The 17,931-nt window shown below is 36.6% G+C and carries 17 protein-coding genes; 7 read left to right on the forward strand and 10 right to left on the reverse strand.

What is annotated here, in order from left to right; translation table 11 throughout:
- Positions 1-3: 3 nt before the first annotated feature.
- A complete protein-coding gene (locus tag DET63_RS22740) occupies positions 4-1,551 on the reverse strand; it encodes a DNA-binding protein (RefSeq protein WP_113937927.1) in 1,548 nt (515 codons plus the stop codon).
- A gap of 181 nt (positions 1,552-1,732) precedes the next feature.
- Complete coding sequence (locus DET63_RS22745; protein ID WP_002125290.1) at positions 1,733-3,124, reverse strand: amino acid permease; 1,392 nt, start codon at positions 3,122-3,124, stop codon at positions 1,733-1,735.
- 265 nt (positions 3,125-3,389) lie between these two features.
- Here DET63_RS22745 and DET63_RS22750 point away from each other — a divergent pair, with 265 nt between their 5' ends.
- The 3 genes from DET63_RS22750 to DET63_RS22760 all read left to right on the forward strand — a co-directional run bounded on the left by DET63_RS22750 (position 3,390) and on the right by DET63_RS22760 (position 5,461).
- Complete coding sequence (locus tag DET63_RS22750; protein ID WP_002029772.1) at positions 3,390-4,682, forward strand: NCS2 family permease; 1,293 nt, start codon at positions 3,390-3,392, stop codon at positions 4,680-4,682.
- Positions 4,683-4,821: 139 nt separating this feature from the next.
- Entirely contained in the window at positions 4,822-5,022 is a 201-nt protein-coding gene (locus DET63_RS22755; RefSeq protein ID WP_113937928.1) for a helix-turn-helix transcriptional regulator, read from the forward strand.
- 4 nt (positions 5,023-5,026) lie between these two features.
- A complete protein-coding gene (locus tag DET63_RS22760; protein ID WP_113937929.1) occupies positions 5,027-5,461 on the forward strand; it encodes a hypothetical protein in 435 nt (144 codons plus the stop codon).
- 33 nt (positions 5,462-5,494) lie between these two features.
- Here DET63_RS22760 and DET63_RS22765 read toward each other — a convergent pair whose 3' ends face one another.
- From DET63_RS22765 to DET63_RS22805, 8 genes are all read right to left on the reverse strand, one after another.
- A complete protein-coding gene (locus DET63_RS22765; RefSeq protein ID WP_113937930.1) occupies positions 5,495-5,932 on the reverse strand; it encodes a GNAT family N-acetyltransferase in 438 nt (145 codons plus the stop codon).
- Positions 5,933-5,946: 14 nt separating this feature from the next.
- Positions 5,947-6,237 (reverse strand): DUF4022 family protein, encoded by a 291-nt coding sequence (locus tag DET63_RS22770; RefSeq protein ID WP_113937931.1) that lies wholly within the window; start codon positions 6,235-6,237, stop codon positions 5,947-5,949.
- Between the two features lie 18 nt (positions 6,238-6,255).
- The gene (locus DET63_RS22775) at positions 6,256-8,085 is read right to left on the reverse strand and encodes a monovalent cation:proton antiporter family protein (protein ID WP_113937932.1); all 1,830 of its coding nucleotides are present in this window, start codon (positions 8,083-8,085) and stop codon (positions 6,256-6,258) included.
- 269 nt (positions 8,086-8,354) lie between these two features.
- Positions 8,355-8,666: a cytochrome aa3 quinol oxidase subunit IV gene (qoxD, locus tag DET63_RS22785; protein ID WP_002063824.1), complete on the reverse strand. Its 312-nt coding sequence runs from the start codon at positions 8,664-8,666 to the stop codon at positions 8,355-8,357.
- Positions 8,667-9,269: a cytochrome aa3 quinol oxidase subunit III gene (qoxC, locus tag DET63_RS22790; protein WP_002010602.1), complete on the reverse strand. Its 603-nt coding sequence runs from the start codon at positions 9,267-9,269 to the stop codon at positions 8,667-8,669.
- 13 nt (positions 9,270-9,282) lie between these two features.
- Positions 9,283-11,217: a cytochrome aa3 quinol oxidase subunit I gene (qoxB, locus tag DET63_RS22795; RefSeq protein ID WP_002063826.1), complete on the reverse strand. Its 1,935-nt coding sequence runs from the start codon at positions 11,215-11,217 to the stop codon at positions 9,283-9,285.
- Positions 11,218-11,250: 33 nt separating this feature from the next.
- The gene (locus DET63_RS22800) at positions 11,251-12,126 is read right to left on the reverse strand and encodes a cytochrome aa3 quinol oxidase subunit II (protein WP_002134440.1); all 876 of its coding nucleotides are present in this window, start codon (positions 12,124-12,126) and stop codon (positions 11,251-11,253) included.
- 282 nt (positions 12,127-12,408) lie between these two features.
- Entirely contained in the window at positions 12,409-13,824 is a 1,416-nt protein-coding gene (locus tag DET63_RS22805) for an amino acid permease (protein WP_113937933.1), read from the reverse strand.
- Positions 13,825-14,205: 381 nt separating this feature from the next.
- Here DET63_RS22805 and DET63_RS22810 point away from each other — a divergent pair, with 381 nt between their 5' ends.
- The 4 genes from DET63_RS22810 (at position 14,206) to DET63_RS22825 (ending at position 17,889) form a co-directional block, all read left to right on the forward strand.
- Positions 14,206-14,916 carry a C39 family peptidase gene (locus tag DET63_RS22810; protein WP_113937934.1) on the forward strand — a complete coding sequence of 237 codons (711 nt, stop codon included), beginning with the start codon at positions 14,206-14,208 and terminating at the stop codon, positions 14,914-14,916.
- A 129-nt stretch (positions 14,917-15,045) separates the two neighbouring features.
- A complete protein-coding gene (locus tag DET63_RS22815; protein WP_113937935.1) occupies positions 15,046-16,221 on the forward strand; it encodes an amidohydrolase in 1,176 nt (391 codons plus the stop codon).
- Position 16,222: 1 nt separating this feature from the next.
- Positions 16,223-16,420, forward strand: coding sequence for a DUF3311 domain-containing protein (locus tag DET63_RS22820; protein ID WP_113937936.1), 198 nt, complete (start codon positions 16,223-16,225; stop codon positions 16,418-16,420).
- Positions 16,417-17,889: a sodium:solute symporter family protein gene (locus DET63_RS22825; protein ID WP_113937937.1), complete on the forward strand. Its 1,473-nt coding sequence runs from the start codon at positions 16,417-16,419 to the stop codon at positions 17,887-17,889. The genes DET63_RS22820 and DET63_RS22825 overlap by 4 nt, the downstream gene beginning before the upstream one ends.
- The last annotated feature ends 42 nt before the right edge of the window (positions 17,890-17,931 follow it).

The raw sequence follows: 17,931 nt of genomic DNA on the forward strand, positions 1-17,931 counted from the left end.
ACTTTAATTCTTACCAATCGTTACAGCCTCATTATATTTAGCTGTTGTGTTTTGTCTTAGGCGAAGTGTTGCTTGTCCAGTTGTATTTGGGGCAAGTTGTACGTTCACAATTTTTTCAGCAGATCCTTGGTTATTTGTTATGAAAGAGAATGTACTGCTATATCCGAAAGAAGACGGCCAAGTGCCATTTGTATTTTGAACTTTTGCTACCTGTGTTCCGCCAGTTGTGAAAATACCTAAAGAATAATTATTGTACGTTGTATTTGGTAATAAGTTATTTACTTGAATCGTCATTTGGAACACTTCATTGTTTGGTAGAATGCTAGGGTGAGTAATTACGTAATCACTCGTTGTCACTGCACCGTTATAGCCGTATGAACCTGGTTTGAAAGTATTTGTATTGAACCACTGGTAACCTTGACTTGGTGCACTCCAAGGTTCTGGTTGTGGTTCTGTTGATAAACTTGGTTGTTCAAATGTTTGTAGAGCTGTAGGGGCATCAAGCTGTAAACCACTCACTTGATCTAAGCTTGTAAATGTTTCTTGCTTCGCTAACCAATTCACGATGTTTTCTAATAGAACAGCATCGTTTTCTTCTTTATAACCATCATAAGTTTTCTTTGATTGACCTGAATCTTCGCGAACATATTTTGGCGTAGCATCTTCAACAGGAGAAGAATCACCAATAAAGGCTGCTTTTCCAAGGCCAACTTTCGAAATAGCAGCATAAGGCCCCTCTGCAACGCCACCACCGTTATAAACGCCGCTATCAACAGCGTTATTCCATTTTGATGGATTTTCTGGAAGATATACAAGGCCTTTCGCTAGTTTTGGATTTGTAATCGCAAGGGTAGAGCCGGCATGCATTGCTACAGATGAAACGCCAGTTGTAATTCCGAATGATTGCACAGGTGAGACAATATTTTTAGCTGAAACATCACCAAGTGCATTGTAACGGAAGCGAATACCGAAATTATCGGATAGCCAATCAGAGCTTTCTACTCCTTGCATAGCTTGTGAAGTTGTTTCTTCATTAGACATTCCCTTTGCTGGATTATCCCATGCCCCGCGTCTATATCCATTGAACACTTCTGAGGAGTCCCAGCGGTTTTTATTACGATCTGCATTATAATGATCGGCAATGAAGAAAATACTGCCGCCATTTTTCACGTATTGTAACATTGCGTCTTGTTCAGATTTTTTGTAAGGAATATTTGCCTCTGGAACGATAAACACGTTGTAATTTTTTAAGTCGTCGTATGTAATAGGTGTTGATTTACGAAGTTCTTTTACATGATATCCGTTTTGGGCAATGCCGTTTCCGAAATCAGAAAAGCCGCCATCAATAACCCAGTCAGCTGTCCCGGCAGTTTGACCGTGCGTATTATCGAATAATACTTTCTTCCCATTGTTTTGATTTACAACCTTTGCAGCAATTTCAGGAGCTGGGTCTACAGAGCTTTCGGCATAAGTAGACGGTATGAACGAACTCCCCATACTAAGTGTAATTGCTGTTGCTAAAGAAAATGTAATCCATTTTTTATTCTTCATAGAAGAATCCCCCTAATAATAAATATATGTGCTTTAATAATGTAATTTATTTTTCTGAAAAAATAAAGACAGAAAACGTAAAAAATATTAAAAAATTGTAAAAATAACGTGAATTTTGTTGAGAAATATTTATATAGGCAATAAAAAATCCCTTCCAATTAATAAGGAAGGGATAGCTTGTTTAACTAATTTTTGAATTAGGTGTTTCATCGATCTTATGAAACCCTTTCATGTAATACACGATAGCTAAGCCGATAAGCCAAATTGGGCCAATGATTAATGCAATTCGTGTATCTTCTGAATACGCCATAATACCTAGTACAAGTGCGAGGAAGCCAAGTGAGAAGTAAGAGCTTAATGGATGTAAAGGCATTTTATACGTTAGCTTGTCTTTTTTCTCAGTTGGTAATCCTTTACGGAATTTAATTTGAGCGACTAATATTATACCCCAAGTCCAAATTGCCCCGAAAGTTGAAATACTAGTTAGCCATGTAAACACTTTTGCAGGAACAAGATAGTTTAATATAACGCCAACGAGTAAAACAATCGCAGTTGCTATAATACCTTGACTTGGAATGCCATTTTTATTTAAACGTCCAAATCGTTCAGGTGCTTTCTTTTGTTGTGCTAGTGTAAATAGCATACGCCCTGTACTAAATAAACCACCGTTACAAGAAGAAAGTGCAGCTGTTAATACAACAAAGTTAATAATACCTGCTGCTTTTGCAATGCCGATTTGTTGGAATGTTAATACGAATGGACTTCCTTTCTCGCCAAGTTCGTTCCATGGATAAATTGCCATCATAACGAATAATGCCCCGACGTAAAAGATTAGGATTCTCCAAAATACGTTATCGATAGCTTTTGCGAGTGTTTTCTTCGGGTTTTGAGCTTCACCAGCCGTAACACCAATTAGTTCAACGCCTAGATAAGCGAATAATACCATTTGTAAGGAAAGCAATAATCCAGAGAAGCCATTTGGGAACCAGCCCCCATGTTCCCAAAGATTTGAAATACCAGTTGCAACGCCGCCATTTCCAAATCCGAATAGAATAATACCAAAGCCAATCACTATCATACAGATAATTGTGACAATTTTAATGAGAGCAAACCAAAACTCAAGTTCTCCAAATACTTTTACTGATAAGAAGTTGAAAGCGCTCATTAATAATAGAGCGAGTAGTGCCCAAGTCCAGCGCGGGATATCTGGGAACCAGTACTGCATGTAAATTCCAGCCGCCGTAATTTCAGCCATACAAGTAACAACCCATAAGAACCAGTAGTTCCAACCAGTAATATAGCCAGCAAGTGGGCCGATATAATCATTAGCATATTTACTAAAAGAGCCGGCAACCGGTTGTTCAATTGCCATTTCTCCGAGCGCTCGCATAATGAAAAAAATAACGAGTCCAGCGATCATATAACCTAGTAAGATGGAAGGACCAGCTAGTTTAATAGCAGAAGCAGATCCTAAAAATAGCCCAACGCCAATAGCCGAACCGAGTGACATTAAAGTAATATGTCGTTCTTTTAAACCTCGATTTAAAGTTCCAGATTTGTTTGTGTGCTGCATAAGAAGAATCCCCCTTGTAGAATGAGTTGCCTAAATATTTAACTATTTCAAATTATAAAACATTTATATCTGTTATGCTACAAAAATAATCAAAATGAACTGTACTACATCTGAACTTGTCAGACTTAAACTTAAAATTCTCACTATTAGAGAATATATTGACTCTTCTTTTTATTGATTGTTAAGATTAAGTATTATATTTTCTCACATACTAGTAAGAAAAGAATGTGTGATAATAATTCAGGTGTAGGAAGGGTACATAGCCATGTTTCAATTACAAAAATATAACACTTCTGTGAAGCAAGAGCTTTTAGCGGGCATCACAACTTTTTTTACATTTGCGTATATTCTTGTCATCAATCCGAAAATATTATCTGATGCAGGTGTACCATTTGATCAAGCGTTTACGGCAACTATTATTGCGACAGTTATTGGGACGCTATGTATGGCGTTTTTAGCTAATTATCCAATTGTTATTGCTCCAGCTATGGGGATGAATGCATATTTTGCTTATTCTGTCGTTCAACAGGCAGAGGGGATTACGTATGTCATTGCGTTTTCGGCAGTATTTGTAACAGGTATCATTTTTCTTTTATTATCTTTCACTTCATTTAGGCAAAAGCTAATTATCGCAATTCCTGACAGTTTAAAACATGCAATTGCAGGTGGAATTGGACTATTTATTGCTTTTATTGGATTACGTCTATCTGGAATTATCGTGGATCATCCATCTAACTTAGTTACGATTGGTGATTTTCATTCTCCAGCCGTTATTTTAACTTTAATTGGTTTAATTTTAGCGGCAGTATTAATGGTATTACGTGTGAGTGGTGCATTATTTATTAGTATGATTGTGACAGGAATTATCGCCTTCTTTACGGGGCAACTGAAGTTTGAGGATAAAATTGTAGCGATGCCTCATTTACCAGAGGGTATTATCGTTTCAAATCCAATCAATGCTTTTTCAGATGTAATTCAGTATGGATTATATGGTGTTGTATTTTCATTTTTACTTGTACTTTTATTTGATACGACAGGTGCATTACTCGGTTTAATTAAACAAGCTGGTTTAATTACAGATAATACAGAGAAACGTTTTGGCAAAGCGTTTATTGCAGATGCGATTGGCGGAACGACAGGTTCTATCTTCGGAACAAGCCCAACAGCAGCAACGATTGAATCGTCAGCTGGTATTGCTGCAGGTGGTAAAACTGGATTAACAGGTATTGTAGTTGTTGGTCTAACGATTATAACGGCATTTTTCAGCCCTGTTATCGCGTCTTTATCAAGTGTAGCTGCTATTACAGCTCCTTCATTAATTATTGTAGGTAGTTTAATGGCACAAAGCATTCGTGATATTAATTGGAATGAATTTGAAGATGCATTACCAGCATTTTTGATTTTCGTTGGTATTCCGTTAACGTCTAGTATTGCAAATGGAATTGCAATTGGATTTTTAGTGTATCCAGTATTAAAAATTGTGAAGGGGAAAGGGATGGAAGTACATCCGTTACTATATTTATTTACAATTTTATTTGGATGTCATTTATTCTTATAGTATAGAGATAGGAAAGGGGTCTTCTTATGAGAGGCTCCTTTTTTGTGTATAATAAAGTGAAAAAAACAAATCAATTACGTAAAATATAAATTACTTAATGGAATATATATGTTACAATAAAGGCAGAGGAGGAACATGAATGGCTGTAAGTAAAATAAAAGTCGCACGTGTTCAGTTAGATTTAACACAACAACAATTAGCAGAAAACGTAGGCGTCACAAGGCAAACAATTAGTTTAATTGAGAAGGGGAAATACAATCCATCTTTAGATTTATGTTTGAAAATTTGTTATGCAGTAGATAAAACATTGAATGATTTGTTTTGGGAGGAAAAGGAGTGATAGGGTGAAAATCGTGAAAGATGAACGTTTAATGATTGAGGGATTAAAACATATTAGATTGGCTTTCATCTTACAAAATGTCGTCATACTAGGCATTGTTTTTTACCGTTACGTCTTGCAAGGGGCAGGGTATGAAAGTGTTTCGGATTTATTAATGGTATTTATGGGCGGGATAATAGTTATTAACTTTTTAAACTTAAAAAATTCGGTGGAAGTGTATGAGCATACAGGGGGAGTATCTCGTAGTTATTTCATGAAACTATTATTAATTCCAGTAGGGATTGTTATTGGGATTTTAGCTATTTGTATCATTGTAACACCGGATATTTCGATAAAGGAAATTAGTATAACAGGACTTATTATGTTTGTTTGCTTTTTAATTCCTAGTTTGTTTATATACATATATATGAAAAAAATAAAAAGTGAAAAAGAAATATAAGAAAAGCTTTCTGCAATATGCAGAAAGCTTTTCTTATATTTCTTTATACATTACTTTATGTAGTCCTATTGGATCAATCTCGAAGATTTCACCATGCTCATGGAAGTCTAATCGTTTGTAATAATCCGCTACGGTAATTCGGGCATTACACCATAGAATATTTGCTTCGCGTTCTTGGAGGACTTGTTCAGCTTTACGGATTAAGGAGCTGCCAGCATGCTGGTTTCGGAAATTAGGTAATGTTGCCATTCCTCGTAGACGATAGTGGTTACCAGCTTTTAAATCAGGATGTATTTCTTTAGAGAAAGAGGCGATGCTAACAAGTTCATCATGTAGAAATGCACCTAAATGAAAGGCGTCTGTTTCGTAATCTGAATCGTATTTACAATCTTCTAATGATTGATTGGGACGCAAAACCTTTTGGCGTAATAAGTATGTTTCAGATGCATCAATATGTTTCACTGTAATCATAATATCACCCTTTCTTATAAGCCTTTTTCTATAAGTTGTAAGAAGAAATATGCGGGTGCAACGAGAAGTCCTAGTATGCTAGCTGTTCCGAGAAGGAGTGAAATTAAGAGACAAAAGTACTTAATTCCATTCGGTTTTTTCCATCCATAACTACAAATTTCAATGCTAATACCGATGAGAATAATGGCGACGAGTACTTCTGCTAATAATAAGAGAGCTAAAGTTGAAATAGACATAATGTGATTCATCCCCATAATATGTGATAGTAACATTTTACCATATAAAATTGAAAAAATGCCCCTCATTTATGTGAGGGGCATTTTCTATTCTAATATGTTTTTCATTGTATCAATATGTTCTTTTGAACCCGTTACAAGTAAAGTATCGCCATGCTGTAACTTCGTATCACCATGTGGTATTAATGCTTTATTACCACGGTAAATTTGAATGACAAGTACATCACCTAGAAACGGAAGGCGACGAAGTGCTAAGCCGTTATATTTATTACTCCGTAGTTCAACCTCACGCACCGTTTCATTTGCTGTTGTAATCAAGCGAACGAGACTCGGTTTATCAATAAGTGCACGTAATAAAATACGTGTAGAGTTAATAGTCGAGAATACAGCGATATGTTCTTGAGTCGCTTTTTCTTGTAGAAGGGGATCTTCTACACTTGCGATGACGTGTTCAACACCTAATTCTTTTGCGTGTTCTGCTAATAATAAGTTTTGTTCATCATCACTTGTCGCAACAACAACACGGTCTGCTTCGAAAGCTTGTTGCTCCATTAAAGATTGAATAGTAATATCATCTAATTTTACAATAGGGAAGTCATGAGATTTCGCTTCCTCATCATTTATTTTATTTTGACGTATCATATATAGTGTTACGTCATAATCTTCACGTTTTAAATCAAGTGATAACGGAAGGGTAATTCTGCTTGCACCAATAATAGATACTTTCGGTTTTGGTGTTTCCACTTTTGGAAACATCTTTTTAAATAATATAGGTGCAAAAATACAAGTAATAACTGCACTTAAAATAAGAGATGCTGATAAACTTGGGCTAATGATGCCTAGCTTTTCACCGATTTGTGCAGCCGCAATAACTAAAGAAAGTGTTGATGTTAACAAAATAGCACTTCCGAGTACGATATTGCGTGGGTACCATTTTCGTAAGACGAGTGATGGCAACAGTTTTGAAATAAAGAGTCCCACAATTAGAATTGGGATCATTAGCATACTAGAAGGCTCGTTAAAAATAGACCATACTTCTAGATTTACACCAACCATTACGAAGAAAATAGGAATGAAGAAGCCATATCCGATGGAATCAAGTTTTTCAACCATATCTTCATTTGGTGATAATAAAGATACGAGTACACCTGCTAAAAAGGCTCCCAAAATATTTTCTGCCCCAACAGATTCAGATAATCCAACTAATATTAAGATGAGTGCAAAAACAGCTCGTGTATCAATTTGTACACTACCGGCTTTTAAGCTTTCTAGGTATGGAATATTTTTAAACCGTCTTGCGACAAAGTAAATTACAATACCAGCACCGAATAGAAGAAGTAGAAGCCACATGCTTTGGCCACTTTCGGAATTTAATCCGACGAATATAGCGAGTAAAATCATTGTAACTAAGTCTGCAATAACAGCGACTAATAAAATGATTTGCCCGATTGCGGTTTTTCCTAAGTTATTTTCTTTCAATGTTGGTACGACAACACCTAAAGAAATAGTTGAAATAATTAAAGTCATGAACATTGCATTGTCTACGAATCCTAGCCATACGAATATTAATGATAGGGCATAAGATAAAATGAAAATAAACAAGAAGATAATGCTTGCTGCTTGGAATGTGTTCGGTTCGTTTGTCGTATTCTTTTTCCCTTTTTGTTTAAAGATCGAAAAGTCAATTTCTAAACCACTTAAAAACATTAGGAAGATAAACCCTAGTGTTGATAAGACTTGAAGCCACATATCGGGCTCAATGATGTTAAATCCACTTTTACCTACAAAGATTCCTGCGATAATTTCTGCAACAACGACAGGAAGTGCTTTTAATTTAAAGCGCTGTAACAAAAGGGGAACGAAAAACGCGATTGCGACGACAACCATAAGTGATAGAACAGAAGAATGATGTTCCATTGCGTTCTCTCCCTTCAAATAAATATAGTAACTATTTAGCCATATAATAGGAAGAAAAGCAACGGATATGGTTTCGATTTCATAAAGAAAGAGTTTTCTTAACATTTGTCATAATAAGTATATCTTTCATGATTTTGTTGTTAATTCCGTAATGTGGATGTAATAGGGGGAGGGGATAAAGTGAAACTTTAATCAGTGGGGGTCTTACTGCTCGTTAATGCGGGATAAAAAAAGACTGCTGAGGAATCCCAGCAGTCTTTTCATGCAAATTACATTGAGAAGAAGATCCATACAGTAAGACCAACTGTTGCAGCTGCAACGAAGAAACTGTATATCATTGTAAGAATTTGAATTCTTCCTTCTCCTTCTTTTAAATGCATGAACATAATTAATTGTAATAAAGCTTGCGCAACAGCCATTATGATAATAGTTGTTAATATCGTTGAAAGTGGCAGGGTTGTATAAAGTGCCACGTATAAAGCTAGAAACGTTAGTGCAAGCGATAAAATAAATCCGAAAACGTGTGACCATGGGAATCCGCTATGCCCATGTCCGTTTGCTTGGTTGTTATTTTGACCCATTTACGCCACCATCCCGTTCAAGTAAACTAGTGTGTAAATAAAGACCCAAACAAGATCAAGGAAATGCCAGTATAAGCTGATAATAAATACTTTACGAGCTGTAACTGGTGTTAAACCTCGTTTTAAAATTTGGATAATAACACAAGTTGCCCAGATGATACCACCTGTTACGTGGGCACCATGCGTTCCAAGAAGAACGAAGAATGCCGATAAGAAAGCACTTGTTTGAATCGTTGCACCTTCACCAATGTACATAATGAACTCTTCGATCTCGAAGAATAGGAAACCTGCACCTAAAAGTAAAGTTAGTATAAACCAGGCTAACATTCCTTTTTGATTGTGTTTACGCATTTCATGAATTGCGATACCACATGTGAAACTACTTGTTAAAAGTAGTAGTGTTTGAATTAAAAGCGTTTTAAGTTCAAACAGTTGCGCTGGTGTTGGGCCATCTGCCGTACGACCAGCAAGGACTAGATAAGAGGCGAAAAGTGTTGCGAACAGCATAATTTCAGCCCCAAGAAAAATCCAGAATCCTAGGATATTCAACCTGCTTTGCTCGGATTGATATTCCAAAGGTAAGCTTTTATCTAAAGCCGCCATGTCATTTCACCTCTCATGCTATATGTTCTGTTTCTTTAATTTCATCAACGCTTACGTAGTAGCCATCATCATAATCGAATGAACGATAGATTAAGCAACCTAAAATACCAATACCACCGATTGCTGCAATCCAGAACCAGCTAAATACTAATGCAAAACCTGCAAGACCGAAGAATAAAGACGCAATAATAGGCACACCAGAATTACTTGGCATGTGAATTGGTTTTAATTCATCTGCTGTTGGTGTAATTGTTTCTCCACGTTTTTTCATGAACCAGAAAGCATCAGCTTCTTTAATTTCAGGAAGTTTCGCGAAGTTGTAATGTTGTACAGGAGATTGAGTTGCCCATTCAAGTGTACGGCCGTCCCATGGATCTCCAGTTGTGTCACGCTCACCGTGACGTGCACTCCAAATTACGTTATAGCAAAGGATTAGGAAGCCAATAGCCATCATTACAGCACCAACAGATGCGATTTGGTTTAGCCAGCCCCATCCAAGACTTTCAGAGTAAGTGTACATACGACGAGTCATACCGTCTAAACCTAAGAAGTACATTGGGAAGAAACAGATGTTAAATCCGCTCATAAAGATCCAGAATGTCCATTTACCTAGGCGTTCATTTAACATATGACCTGTCATTTTTGGATACCAGTATGTGAATCCAGCAAGCATAGCGAATACTGTACCTGCGATTAATACGTAGTGGAAGTGAGCAATTAGGAAGTAGCTGTTATGGTATTGATAATCAGCTGCTGCCATTCCAAGCATAACCCCTGTAACTCCACCAACTACGAAGTTTGGAATAAATGCCAATGACCAAAGCATTGGAACTGTAAAACGAATACGTCCTTTATACAGTGTAAACAACCAGTTAAAGATCTTAACACCGGTTGGAATCGAAATCGCCATTGTCGAAATCGAGAAGAATGAGTTAACCGCTGGACCTGCACCCATAGTGAAGAAATGGTGAAGCCATACGACGAAACTTAGTAAAGAAATTGCAACCATCGAGTACACCATCGCACTGTAACCGAATAGACGTTTACGTGAGAATGTACTAATGATTTCAGAGAAAATACCGAATGCCGGTAAAATAACGATATATACTTCAGGGTGACCCCATACCCAGAATAGGTTGGCCCATAACATCGGCATACCGCCGCTCGCCATCGTAAAGAAGTGAGCATCGAATAGACGGTCAAATGTCATTAATGCAAGAGCAACTGTTAATACTGGGAAAGCGAAAATAATGATAATTGTTGTAATTAAGATTGACCAAGTAAACATTGGCATTCTCATTAATTTCATGCCAGGTGTACGCATTTTTAAAATAGTAACTAGGAAGTTAATACCTGTCATTAACGTACCGAGACCTGAAATCTGTAATGCAATTGCGTAGTAGTTATTTCCTACACCAGAAGTAAACTCTGTACCTGCCATTGGGAAGTAAGAAGTCCACCCAGCGTCTGGAGAACCACCGATTACGAAAGCGATGTTGAATAACATTGCTCCGACAAAGAATAACCAGAAACTTAAAGCATTTAAGAACGGATATGCAACGTCACGAGCACCAATTTGTAATGGTACTACAAGGTTCATTAATCCCATAACGAATGGCATTGCCATGAAAAGAATCATTACTGTACCATGTGTTGTAAAGATTCCGTTATAGTGTTCAGCGTTTAAATAAGTTGTTTCTGGGAATGTTAACTGTGCACGGATCATTAAACCATCCATACCACCACGGAATAACATTATAACGGCAGAGATAATATACATGGTCCCTATTTTTTTATGGTCAACAGTTGTCAACCATTCATCCCAAAGCCATCTCCATTTTTTGTACTTTGTTAGTACGAAAAGAATCGCTAATGTCACAAGAACGATAGAAGCGTCAGCTCCGTAAATAATTGGGTCACCTGTGACAAAAAATTCATCAAGCTTCACTGTGTTCACTCCAATCTGTTGGAATAATAGCTATTATTTTTTGTTTTTGTAGTAGTTGTAATCACAATATTCAAGTGATTTTGGATCTACATAACTTAAGTGGTGACTAGAGAACGTCATACGCCCCACTACACCAGGTTTAATAATTTCGTTGTATTTCTTTTCTGATAATTTAGGGGCAGTTTCTTGTACTTCTTTTACCCACTTATCATATTTCTCTTTAGTTTTTGCTTCAACTTCGAACTCCATGTGAGTGAATCCTTCACCAGAGAAGTTCGAACTACGACCTAGGTAAGAACCTGGCTTGTCAGCTTGTAAATATAAGTCCATGATCATGCCATCCATTGTATACTTCATACCACCAAGTTCTGGTACCCAGAAAGCATTCATTGGACCGACAGAAGTCAGCTTAAATTGAATTGGTACACCAGCTGGGATGTTTAAATAGTTAACGGTTTCAATTTTTTCCTCCGGGTAACTAAATAACCATTTCCAGTTTGCAGATGTAACATAAATTTCAACTGGTTTAATATGTTTGGACTCTTGCGGAACCTCTTCCGAAGCATAAGTTGCTTTAACTGTTGGAATCGATAATGCGATAACGATAATAACAGGAATAATTGTCCAAATGATTTCTAATAATGTGTTACCATGTTGATCAGGTGGCTCATAGTCCATATTCTCTGGTTTTTCACGATAACGAATCAAGATGACTGTAAACAAGATGAATACAATTGCGATAATTAATGACATAAGCAAGAATGACCAAACAATTAAATCATACTGTGCTTTTGCAACAGGTCCTTGCGGATTTAATACTGCGAGTTTTTTATCACAGCCACCGAGGAACAGAAGTAATGATAACGGAAGAAGCGAAGCCAACTTCCAAAACGTTTTCTTTAGTTGCACGATTGAAAATCTCCTTTCTCCTTGGATTGAAACTATGCCAATAAAACAATATAAACCTATTAATTTATAGAAGGCAATAGTTTTTGTCATATTGTTAAAAAATAGACACAAATGCACACTTTTTAAGGTGAATATCATTTGTAACTTGATAACATTGTAAACTATTTTCCAGATAAAAACATGATTGTGGAAATTTTAAGATAAATAAAGTTATACCAAGATATCCAAGAAATAGAAAAAAGCTATCTTATTATAAGGAAGATAGCTGAATGTTTTGTATATTTAGTTTATTTCCTGAGTTATATTTTTTTTCTGTTCAAATGTGACAACTTTTTTATATTTTGCTTGGTATAAAATGTAACAAATGATCATAAATGGAATCCCGCAATAAAGAGCAATTCTCTGATCTGGAATGAAAGCTAAACTAACAAATGTAAGGAAATTGAGTGAGAAAGCTACGATTGGAACTATTGGATAAAGTGGTGTGCGGTATTTTAAATCATTTATGTCGCCGCCATTTTTCACGAAATTTCTACGGAAGAAAAACTGTGAAGCTGCAATCGACATCCAAACAACAACAGCAGCCATTGCTGCAATAGAAGTTAAAATTAAAAAGACAGTATCTGCTGCAAATATACTTGTTAATAAAGAAAGGCTTGCGAAAATTAGACTGAAAATTAACGCATTTAGTGGTACACCTCTTTTAGTTAACTTCGTAAAAGCTGGACTAGCCATTCCTTGTTTTGCCATTGCCCAAAGCATACGAGAATTTGCGTATAGGCCAGAGTTAGCTACGGATAATACAGCTGTAATAATAACAAAGTTCATAATGTCCGCTGCATAAGGGATACCAGCCACATCAAATACAAGTACAAATGGACTTTCAACTAGATTAGCCTCTTGCCACGGGAGTAAACCGACAACAACTGAAATTGCTAGGACGAAGAAGAATAGAGTTCGCCAAATTGTATTTTTGATTGCTTTTGGAATTGTTTTTTCAGGATTTTCACTTTCTCCTGAAGCGATTCCGATTAGTTCTGTTCCTTGGAAGGAGTAATTGACTGTAATCATCGTAAGAAGAACAGCTAATGCACCGTTTGGAAATAGCCCGCCATTTTCAGTGAAATTGTGAAGCATCGGAGCTGGTTTTCCGTTAAAGTCGAGTAGACCGAACATAACTGCACCACCGAGTACGATGAAAATAACAATTGTTGCGACTTTTACACTTGCGAACCAAAATTCCGTTTCTGCATATGCTTTTGCTGATAAAGCGTTCACAAGGAAGAGTGCTGCTGCAAATGTAACACACCAAATCCAAGAAGAAACGTCTGGAAACCAGCGTTTCATTAAAATGCTAACAGTCGTTAACTCTACTCCAACTGTAACAGCCCAATTTAACCAATACATCCAACCGACAACAAATCCAAAACCAGGTGAAATAAATTTGCTTGCATAGCTTTGGAATGAACCTGCTTCTGGCATAGCCACTGACAATTCACCAAGACATAACATCGTTAAATACATAACGAAACCACCGACTAAAAATGCGAGAATAGCTCCGCCTGGTCCTGCATTATGGACGATTTGTCCAGAACCCATAAATAATCCCGTTCCAATGACTCCGCCAAGTGCGATCATGAATAGGTGTCTACTTTTCATTGTTCGTTTTAGATCTGTTTGTTCTACTTGTTGATTCATATGCCCCTCACCCCATATTTTCTTGTATGTGTTAACTTGATTTCATTCTGGGTTTTTAATCATTAGTGGGGGATGAAAAACATACTCGGCTTATTTTGTTGTGAACTGAGTATGTAAAAGATAACTATGACTAAATACCTTAGAATGTTTATTAACCTAGTGAAATAAAATCAATTACTTCACTAGGTTAATGATTTTTATTTTAGCAAAAAATTCTGAAAAAGTATATCGTTTTTTCTTTTTATTAAAAATAATTAGAATTTTACAACGATATAAGTGTGAATAATAATTCACAGAATCTTTCTAGCAAACTAGTAAGAAGAAAGGTACAATGATAAGAGTTGTGTCTGTAAAATAATAATTAATGGAGTTTTGTTTATAATGAAAAAGCTAAAATATCTTTTTGTTTTTGGAATTATACTAGCTGCCGCGTTTTTTATAGGGAAAGATAAAATTATACAAAAGGCGCAAGTGCTACGCTTAGATTTTCTATCTGAAATGAAAGAAGCGGCTATGATTGAAGATGTTCCATTTATAAAACAATTACCAGAATTACCTCGTGGATGTGAAGTGACAAGTTTAGCTATGCTACTACAACATAAAGGTGTACAAGTAGATAAGATGCAACTCGCTAGCGAAATTCATCGTGTTCCATTTGAACAAAATGGTTTGCGTGGAAATCCTTATGAGGGATTCGTTGGAAATATTTACACGAAAGCTGAGCCGGGATACGGTGTATATAATCAACCGATTTTTAATTTAGCAGAAAAGTATGTTCCTGAAAAAGTAATTAATTTAACGGGTAGAGACGTGCAAGATCTATATAAAGTAATTAGTTCTGGCTCTCCAGTATGGGTTATTATTAATACAACGTTTAAGCCGCTAGCTGAAAGTAGTTTTGAAACATGGAATACAAGTTCTGGTGAAGTGAAAATTACATATTTTGAGCATAGTGTAGTAGTGGTTGGATACGATCAAAACTTTGTATATGTAAATGATCCTCTAAAAAACAATCCACGTTTCGCTATTCCTCGTGCTGAATTTGAAAAGGCATGGGAGCAAATGGGGAAACAAGCAATTACTATTTTATAAAATGAAAAGTCATCTTGCGATGGCTTTTTCTTTTTGAATATTTATTATAGAAAATTCTGAAAATTCTTTTAGAAGTTAACAATTCACGCTATAATAACATTTAACTTGGTAAAGAAGGGGAGAAGAGAAATGGATGTCGCAAAGGAACTTGTTTTATCAAAGAATCAGTTGATTGAGTGGAGAAGGCATTTTCATAAGTATCCAGAGTTATCTTTTCAAGAGGAAAAAACATCTCAATTTGTATTCGACATACTTCGGGAAATCCCGTATTTAGAAGTCTCAAGGCCTACTAAATATAGTGTAATGGCAAGGTTAATTGGTAGGCAGCCTGGTAAAACTATCGCGGTTCGTGCTGATATGGATGCTCTTCCTATTCATGAAGAAAATAAGTTTGATTTTATTTCTATATATCCAGGTGTGATGCATGCGTGTGGTCACGATGGTCACATGGCAATATTGCTTGGTGTAGTACATAAGTTGGTAGAGGAAAGAGAGAAAGTTAAAGGAGAGATTCGCTTTTTATTTCAACATGCAGAAGAAAACTTTCCGGGCGGTGCAGAGGAAATGGTCGCAGCGGGAGTGATGACAGGTGTGGATTACATTATTGGTGCTCATCTTTGGGCGTCATTAGAGGTTGGAAAAGTAGGTGTAATTTATGGTCCTGCGATGGCGGCGCCGGACGTTTTTAAAATTACGATAGAGGGAAAAGGTGGGCATGCTGGAATTCCGCATGAAACAGTTGATAGTATCGCCATTGGTGCGCAAGTAGTTTCGCAAATTCAGCAAATTGTATCTCGCCTCACGAATCCGTTAGATTCTCTCGTAGTATCTGTTACACAATTTCATTCTGGGACAACTCATAATGTTATCCCGGAACAAGCGGAGATTGAAGGGACAGTGAGAAGTTTAAGGCATGAATTAAGAGAAGAAACAAAGAAGAAGCTTGAAAGGATTGTAAAACATATTACAGAATCCTACGGTGCTAAGTATACATTTTCTTATGAATATGGATATCGCCCAGTTGTGAACGATTATGAAGTTACAGAGCTTATTGAACATACAGCATTACAGCTTTATGGAAGAGAAAGGGTTGTTCGTTTACAACCAACGATGGCAGGAGAAGATTTTTCAGCATTTTTACAAAAGGCACCAGGGACGTTCTTTTTTATAGGGGCAGGAAATGAAGAGAAGGGAATTGTATATCCGCATCATCACCCTCGTTTTACAATTGACGAAGACGCATTACCAATTGGAGTGGAAGTCTTTGTATCATCCATTATGAATTTTATAAGTAAAGGAGAATGAGATGAAGAAAATATACGTGCTAGCACTTATTCCAGTTCTTTGTTTAGTAGTTGGACCAGTATTTGCAAATTCGGTCACTCCTTACGTATGGGGGATGCCATTTTTATTATTTTGGGTACTATTATCAGTGCTCATTACGTCTCTTTGTATGGGTCTTGTGTACGTATTCGATCCTGCTAATAAGGGGGACGTAAAATGACTGCATTATTTATCATTATTATATTTTTGTTTCTCGCACTATTTTTAGGAATTCGGGCACAACATGGAAAAGATATGAATTTAGAACAATGGTCAGTTGGAGGAAGAGGATTTGGAACTATTTTCGTTTTTCTCCTTATGGCAGGGGAAATTTATACGACGTTCACATTTTTAGGAGGAAGTGGCTGGGCTTATAGTAAAGGAGCTCCTACATTTTATATTTTAGGGTATGGTGCATTAGCTTATATTTTATCGTATTTCTTATTGCCTCCAATTTGGAAGTATGCAAAAGAACATAACCTCATTTCACAATCAGATTTCTTTGCGAAGAAATACAGGAGTAAGACGCTTGGGGTAATTGTTTCAATTATTGGTGTTATTTCGATTATCCCGTATCTTGTTTTGCAATTAAAGGGATTAGGAATTATCGTTTCGGAAGCTTCCTATGGAAGAGTGACACCTGTTATTGCGGTATGGATTGGTGCTATTGTTATAACTATTTATGTAATGGTTTCAGGTATACATGGATCGGCTTGGACAGCTGCTTTGAAGGACATTATGATACTATTCATCGTTATGTTTTTAGGTATATATTTACCGTATCACTATTACGGAGGATTTCAACCGATGTTTGAAGCTGTAGAAGCTGCAAAACCAGGTTTTTTATCTTTACCTGAAAAGGGAATGAGTATTTCTTGGTTTGTTTCTACTATTATATTAACGGCTCTCGGTTTTTATATGTGGCCTCATACATTTGCCTCAGCTTTCTCAGCGAAAAGTGAAAAAGTATTTAGGAAAAATGCAGCAATTATGCCTCTCTATTCTTTAGTTTTGCTTTTTGTGTTCTTTGCAGGTTTTGCTGCTATCTTGCAAGTTCCAGGGTTAAAGGGAGCGGATGTAGATCTTTCATTATTCCGTCTGGCTCTTCAAACGTTTGATCCTTGGTTTATTGGGATTATTGGTAGTGCGGGGGTGTTAACGGCATTAGTTCCCGGTTCCATGCTTGTTATGGCCGCTTCTACATTATTAGCAAAAAATATTTATGGAACGATGGTACCATCCGCCTCTGATAAACAAGTTGCAAAAGCAGCTAAGCTATTTGTACCTGTCGTGACGCTTATTGCCGTATTATTTACCTTTAAAGGTGGAGAGACGATAGGTGCTCTTCTTTTAATGGGATACAGTATAGTTACGCAACTTTTCCCTGCGCTTGTATGTAGTTTGTTTCCTCGTCAAATTATTACGAAACAAGGTGCGATTGCGGGGATGGGAATTGGGTTGTTAATTGTCGCATATATCACCTTATCTGGTTCTACTATAGCTACGATGTTCCCGGGTGTCCCGCAGTATATGAAAGATTTGAATGTAGGTATAGTCGCGTTGTTAGTTAACATTATTGTGATGCTTGTAGTTAGTGGATTCACAAGAAATGTATCTGTAAAGACCGATAATATAATAGTAGAAAAGTAATTCGTATGTTAGAGCTATCTTCGAAAAGAGATAGCTCTTTTT

The organism is Bacillus sp. DB-2 (genome assembly GCF_003315125.1).
GTDB lineage: Bacteria > Bacillota > Bacilli > Bacillales > Bacillaceae_G > Bacillus_A > Bacillus_A mycoides.

Coding starts and splice junctions, on each gene's coding strand:
- DET63_RS22740 (WP_113937927.1), bottom strand. CDS start 1,551: ATGAAGAATAAAAAATGGATTACATTTTCTTTAGCAACAGCAATTACA.
- DET63_RS22770 (WP_113937931.1), bottom strand. CDS start 6,237: ATGAGGGGCATTTTTTCAATTTTATATGGTAAAATGTTACTATCACAT.
- DET63_RS22825 (WP_113937937.1), top strand. CDS start 16,417: ATGACTGCATTATTTATCATTATTATATTTTTGTTTCTCGCACTATTT.
- DET63_RS22745 (WP_002125290.1), bottom strand. CDS start 3,124: ATGCAGCACACAAACAAATCTGGAACTTTAAATCGAGGTTTAAAAGAA.
- qoxC (WP_002010602.1), bottom strand. CDS start 9,269: ATGGCGGCTTTAGATAAAAGCTTACCTTTGGAATATCAATCCGAGCAA.
- DET63_RS22805 (WP_113937933.1), bottom strand. CDS start 13,824: ATGAATCAACAAGTAGAACAAACAGATCTAAAACGAACAATGAAAAGT.
- DET63_RS22750 (WP_002029772.1), top strand. CDS start 3,390: ATGTTTCAATTACAAAAATATAACACTTCTGTGAAGCAAGAGCTTTTA.
- DET63_RS22775 (WP_113937932.1), bottom strand. CDS start 8,085: ATGGAACATCATTCTTCTGTTCTATCACTTATGGTTGTCGTCGCAATC.
- DET63_RS22765 (WP_113937930.1), bottom strand. CDS start 5,932: ATGATTACAGTGAAACATATTGATGCATCTGAAACATACTTATTACGC.
- DET63_RS22820 (WP_113937936.1), top strand. CDS start 16,223: ATGAAGAAAATATACGTGCTAGCACTTATTCCAGTTCTTTGTTTAGTA.
- DET63_RS22815 (WP_113937935.1), top strand. CDS start 15,046: ATGGATGTCGCAAAGGAACTTGTTTTATCAAAGAATCAGTTGATTGAG.
- DET63_RS22810 (WP_113937934.1), top strand. CDS start 14,206: ATGAAAAAGCTAAAATATCTTTTTGTTTTTGGAATTATACTAGCTGCC.
- qoxD (WP_002063824.1), bottom strand. CDS start 8,666: ATGGGTCAAAATAACAACCAAGCAAACGGACATGGGCATAGCGGATTC.
- DET63_RS22755 (WP_113937928.1), top strand. CDS start 4,822: ATGGCTGTAAGTAAAATAAAAGTCGCACGTGTTCAGTTAGATTTAACA.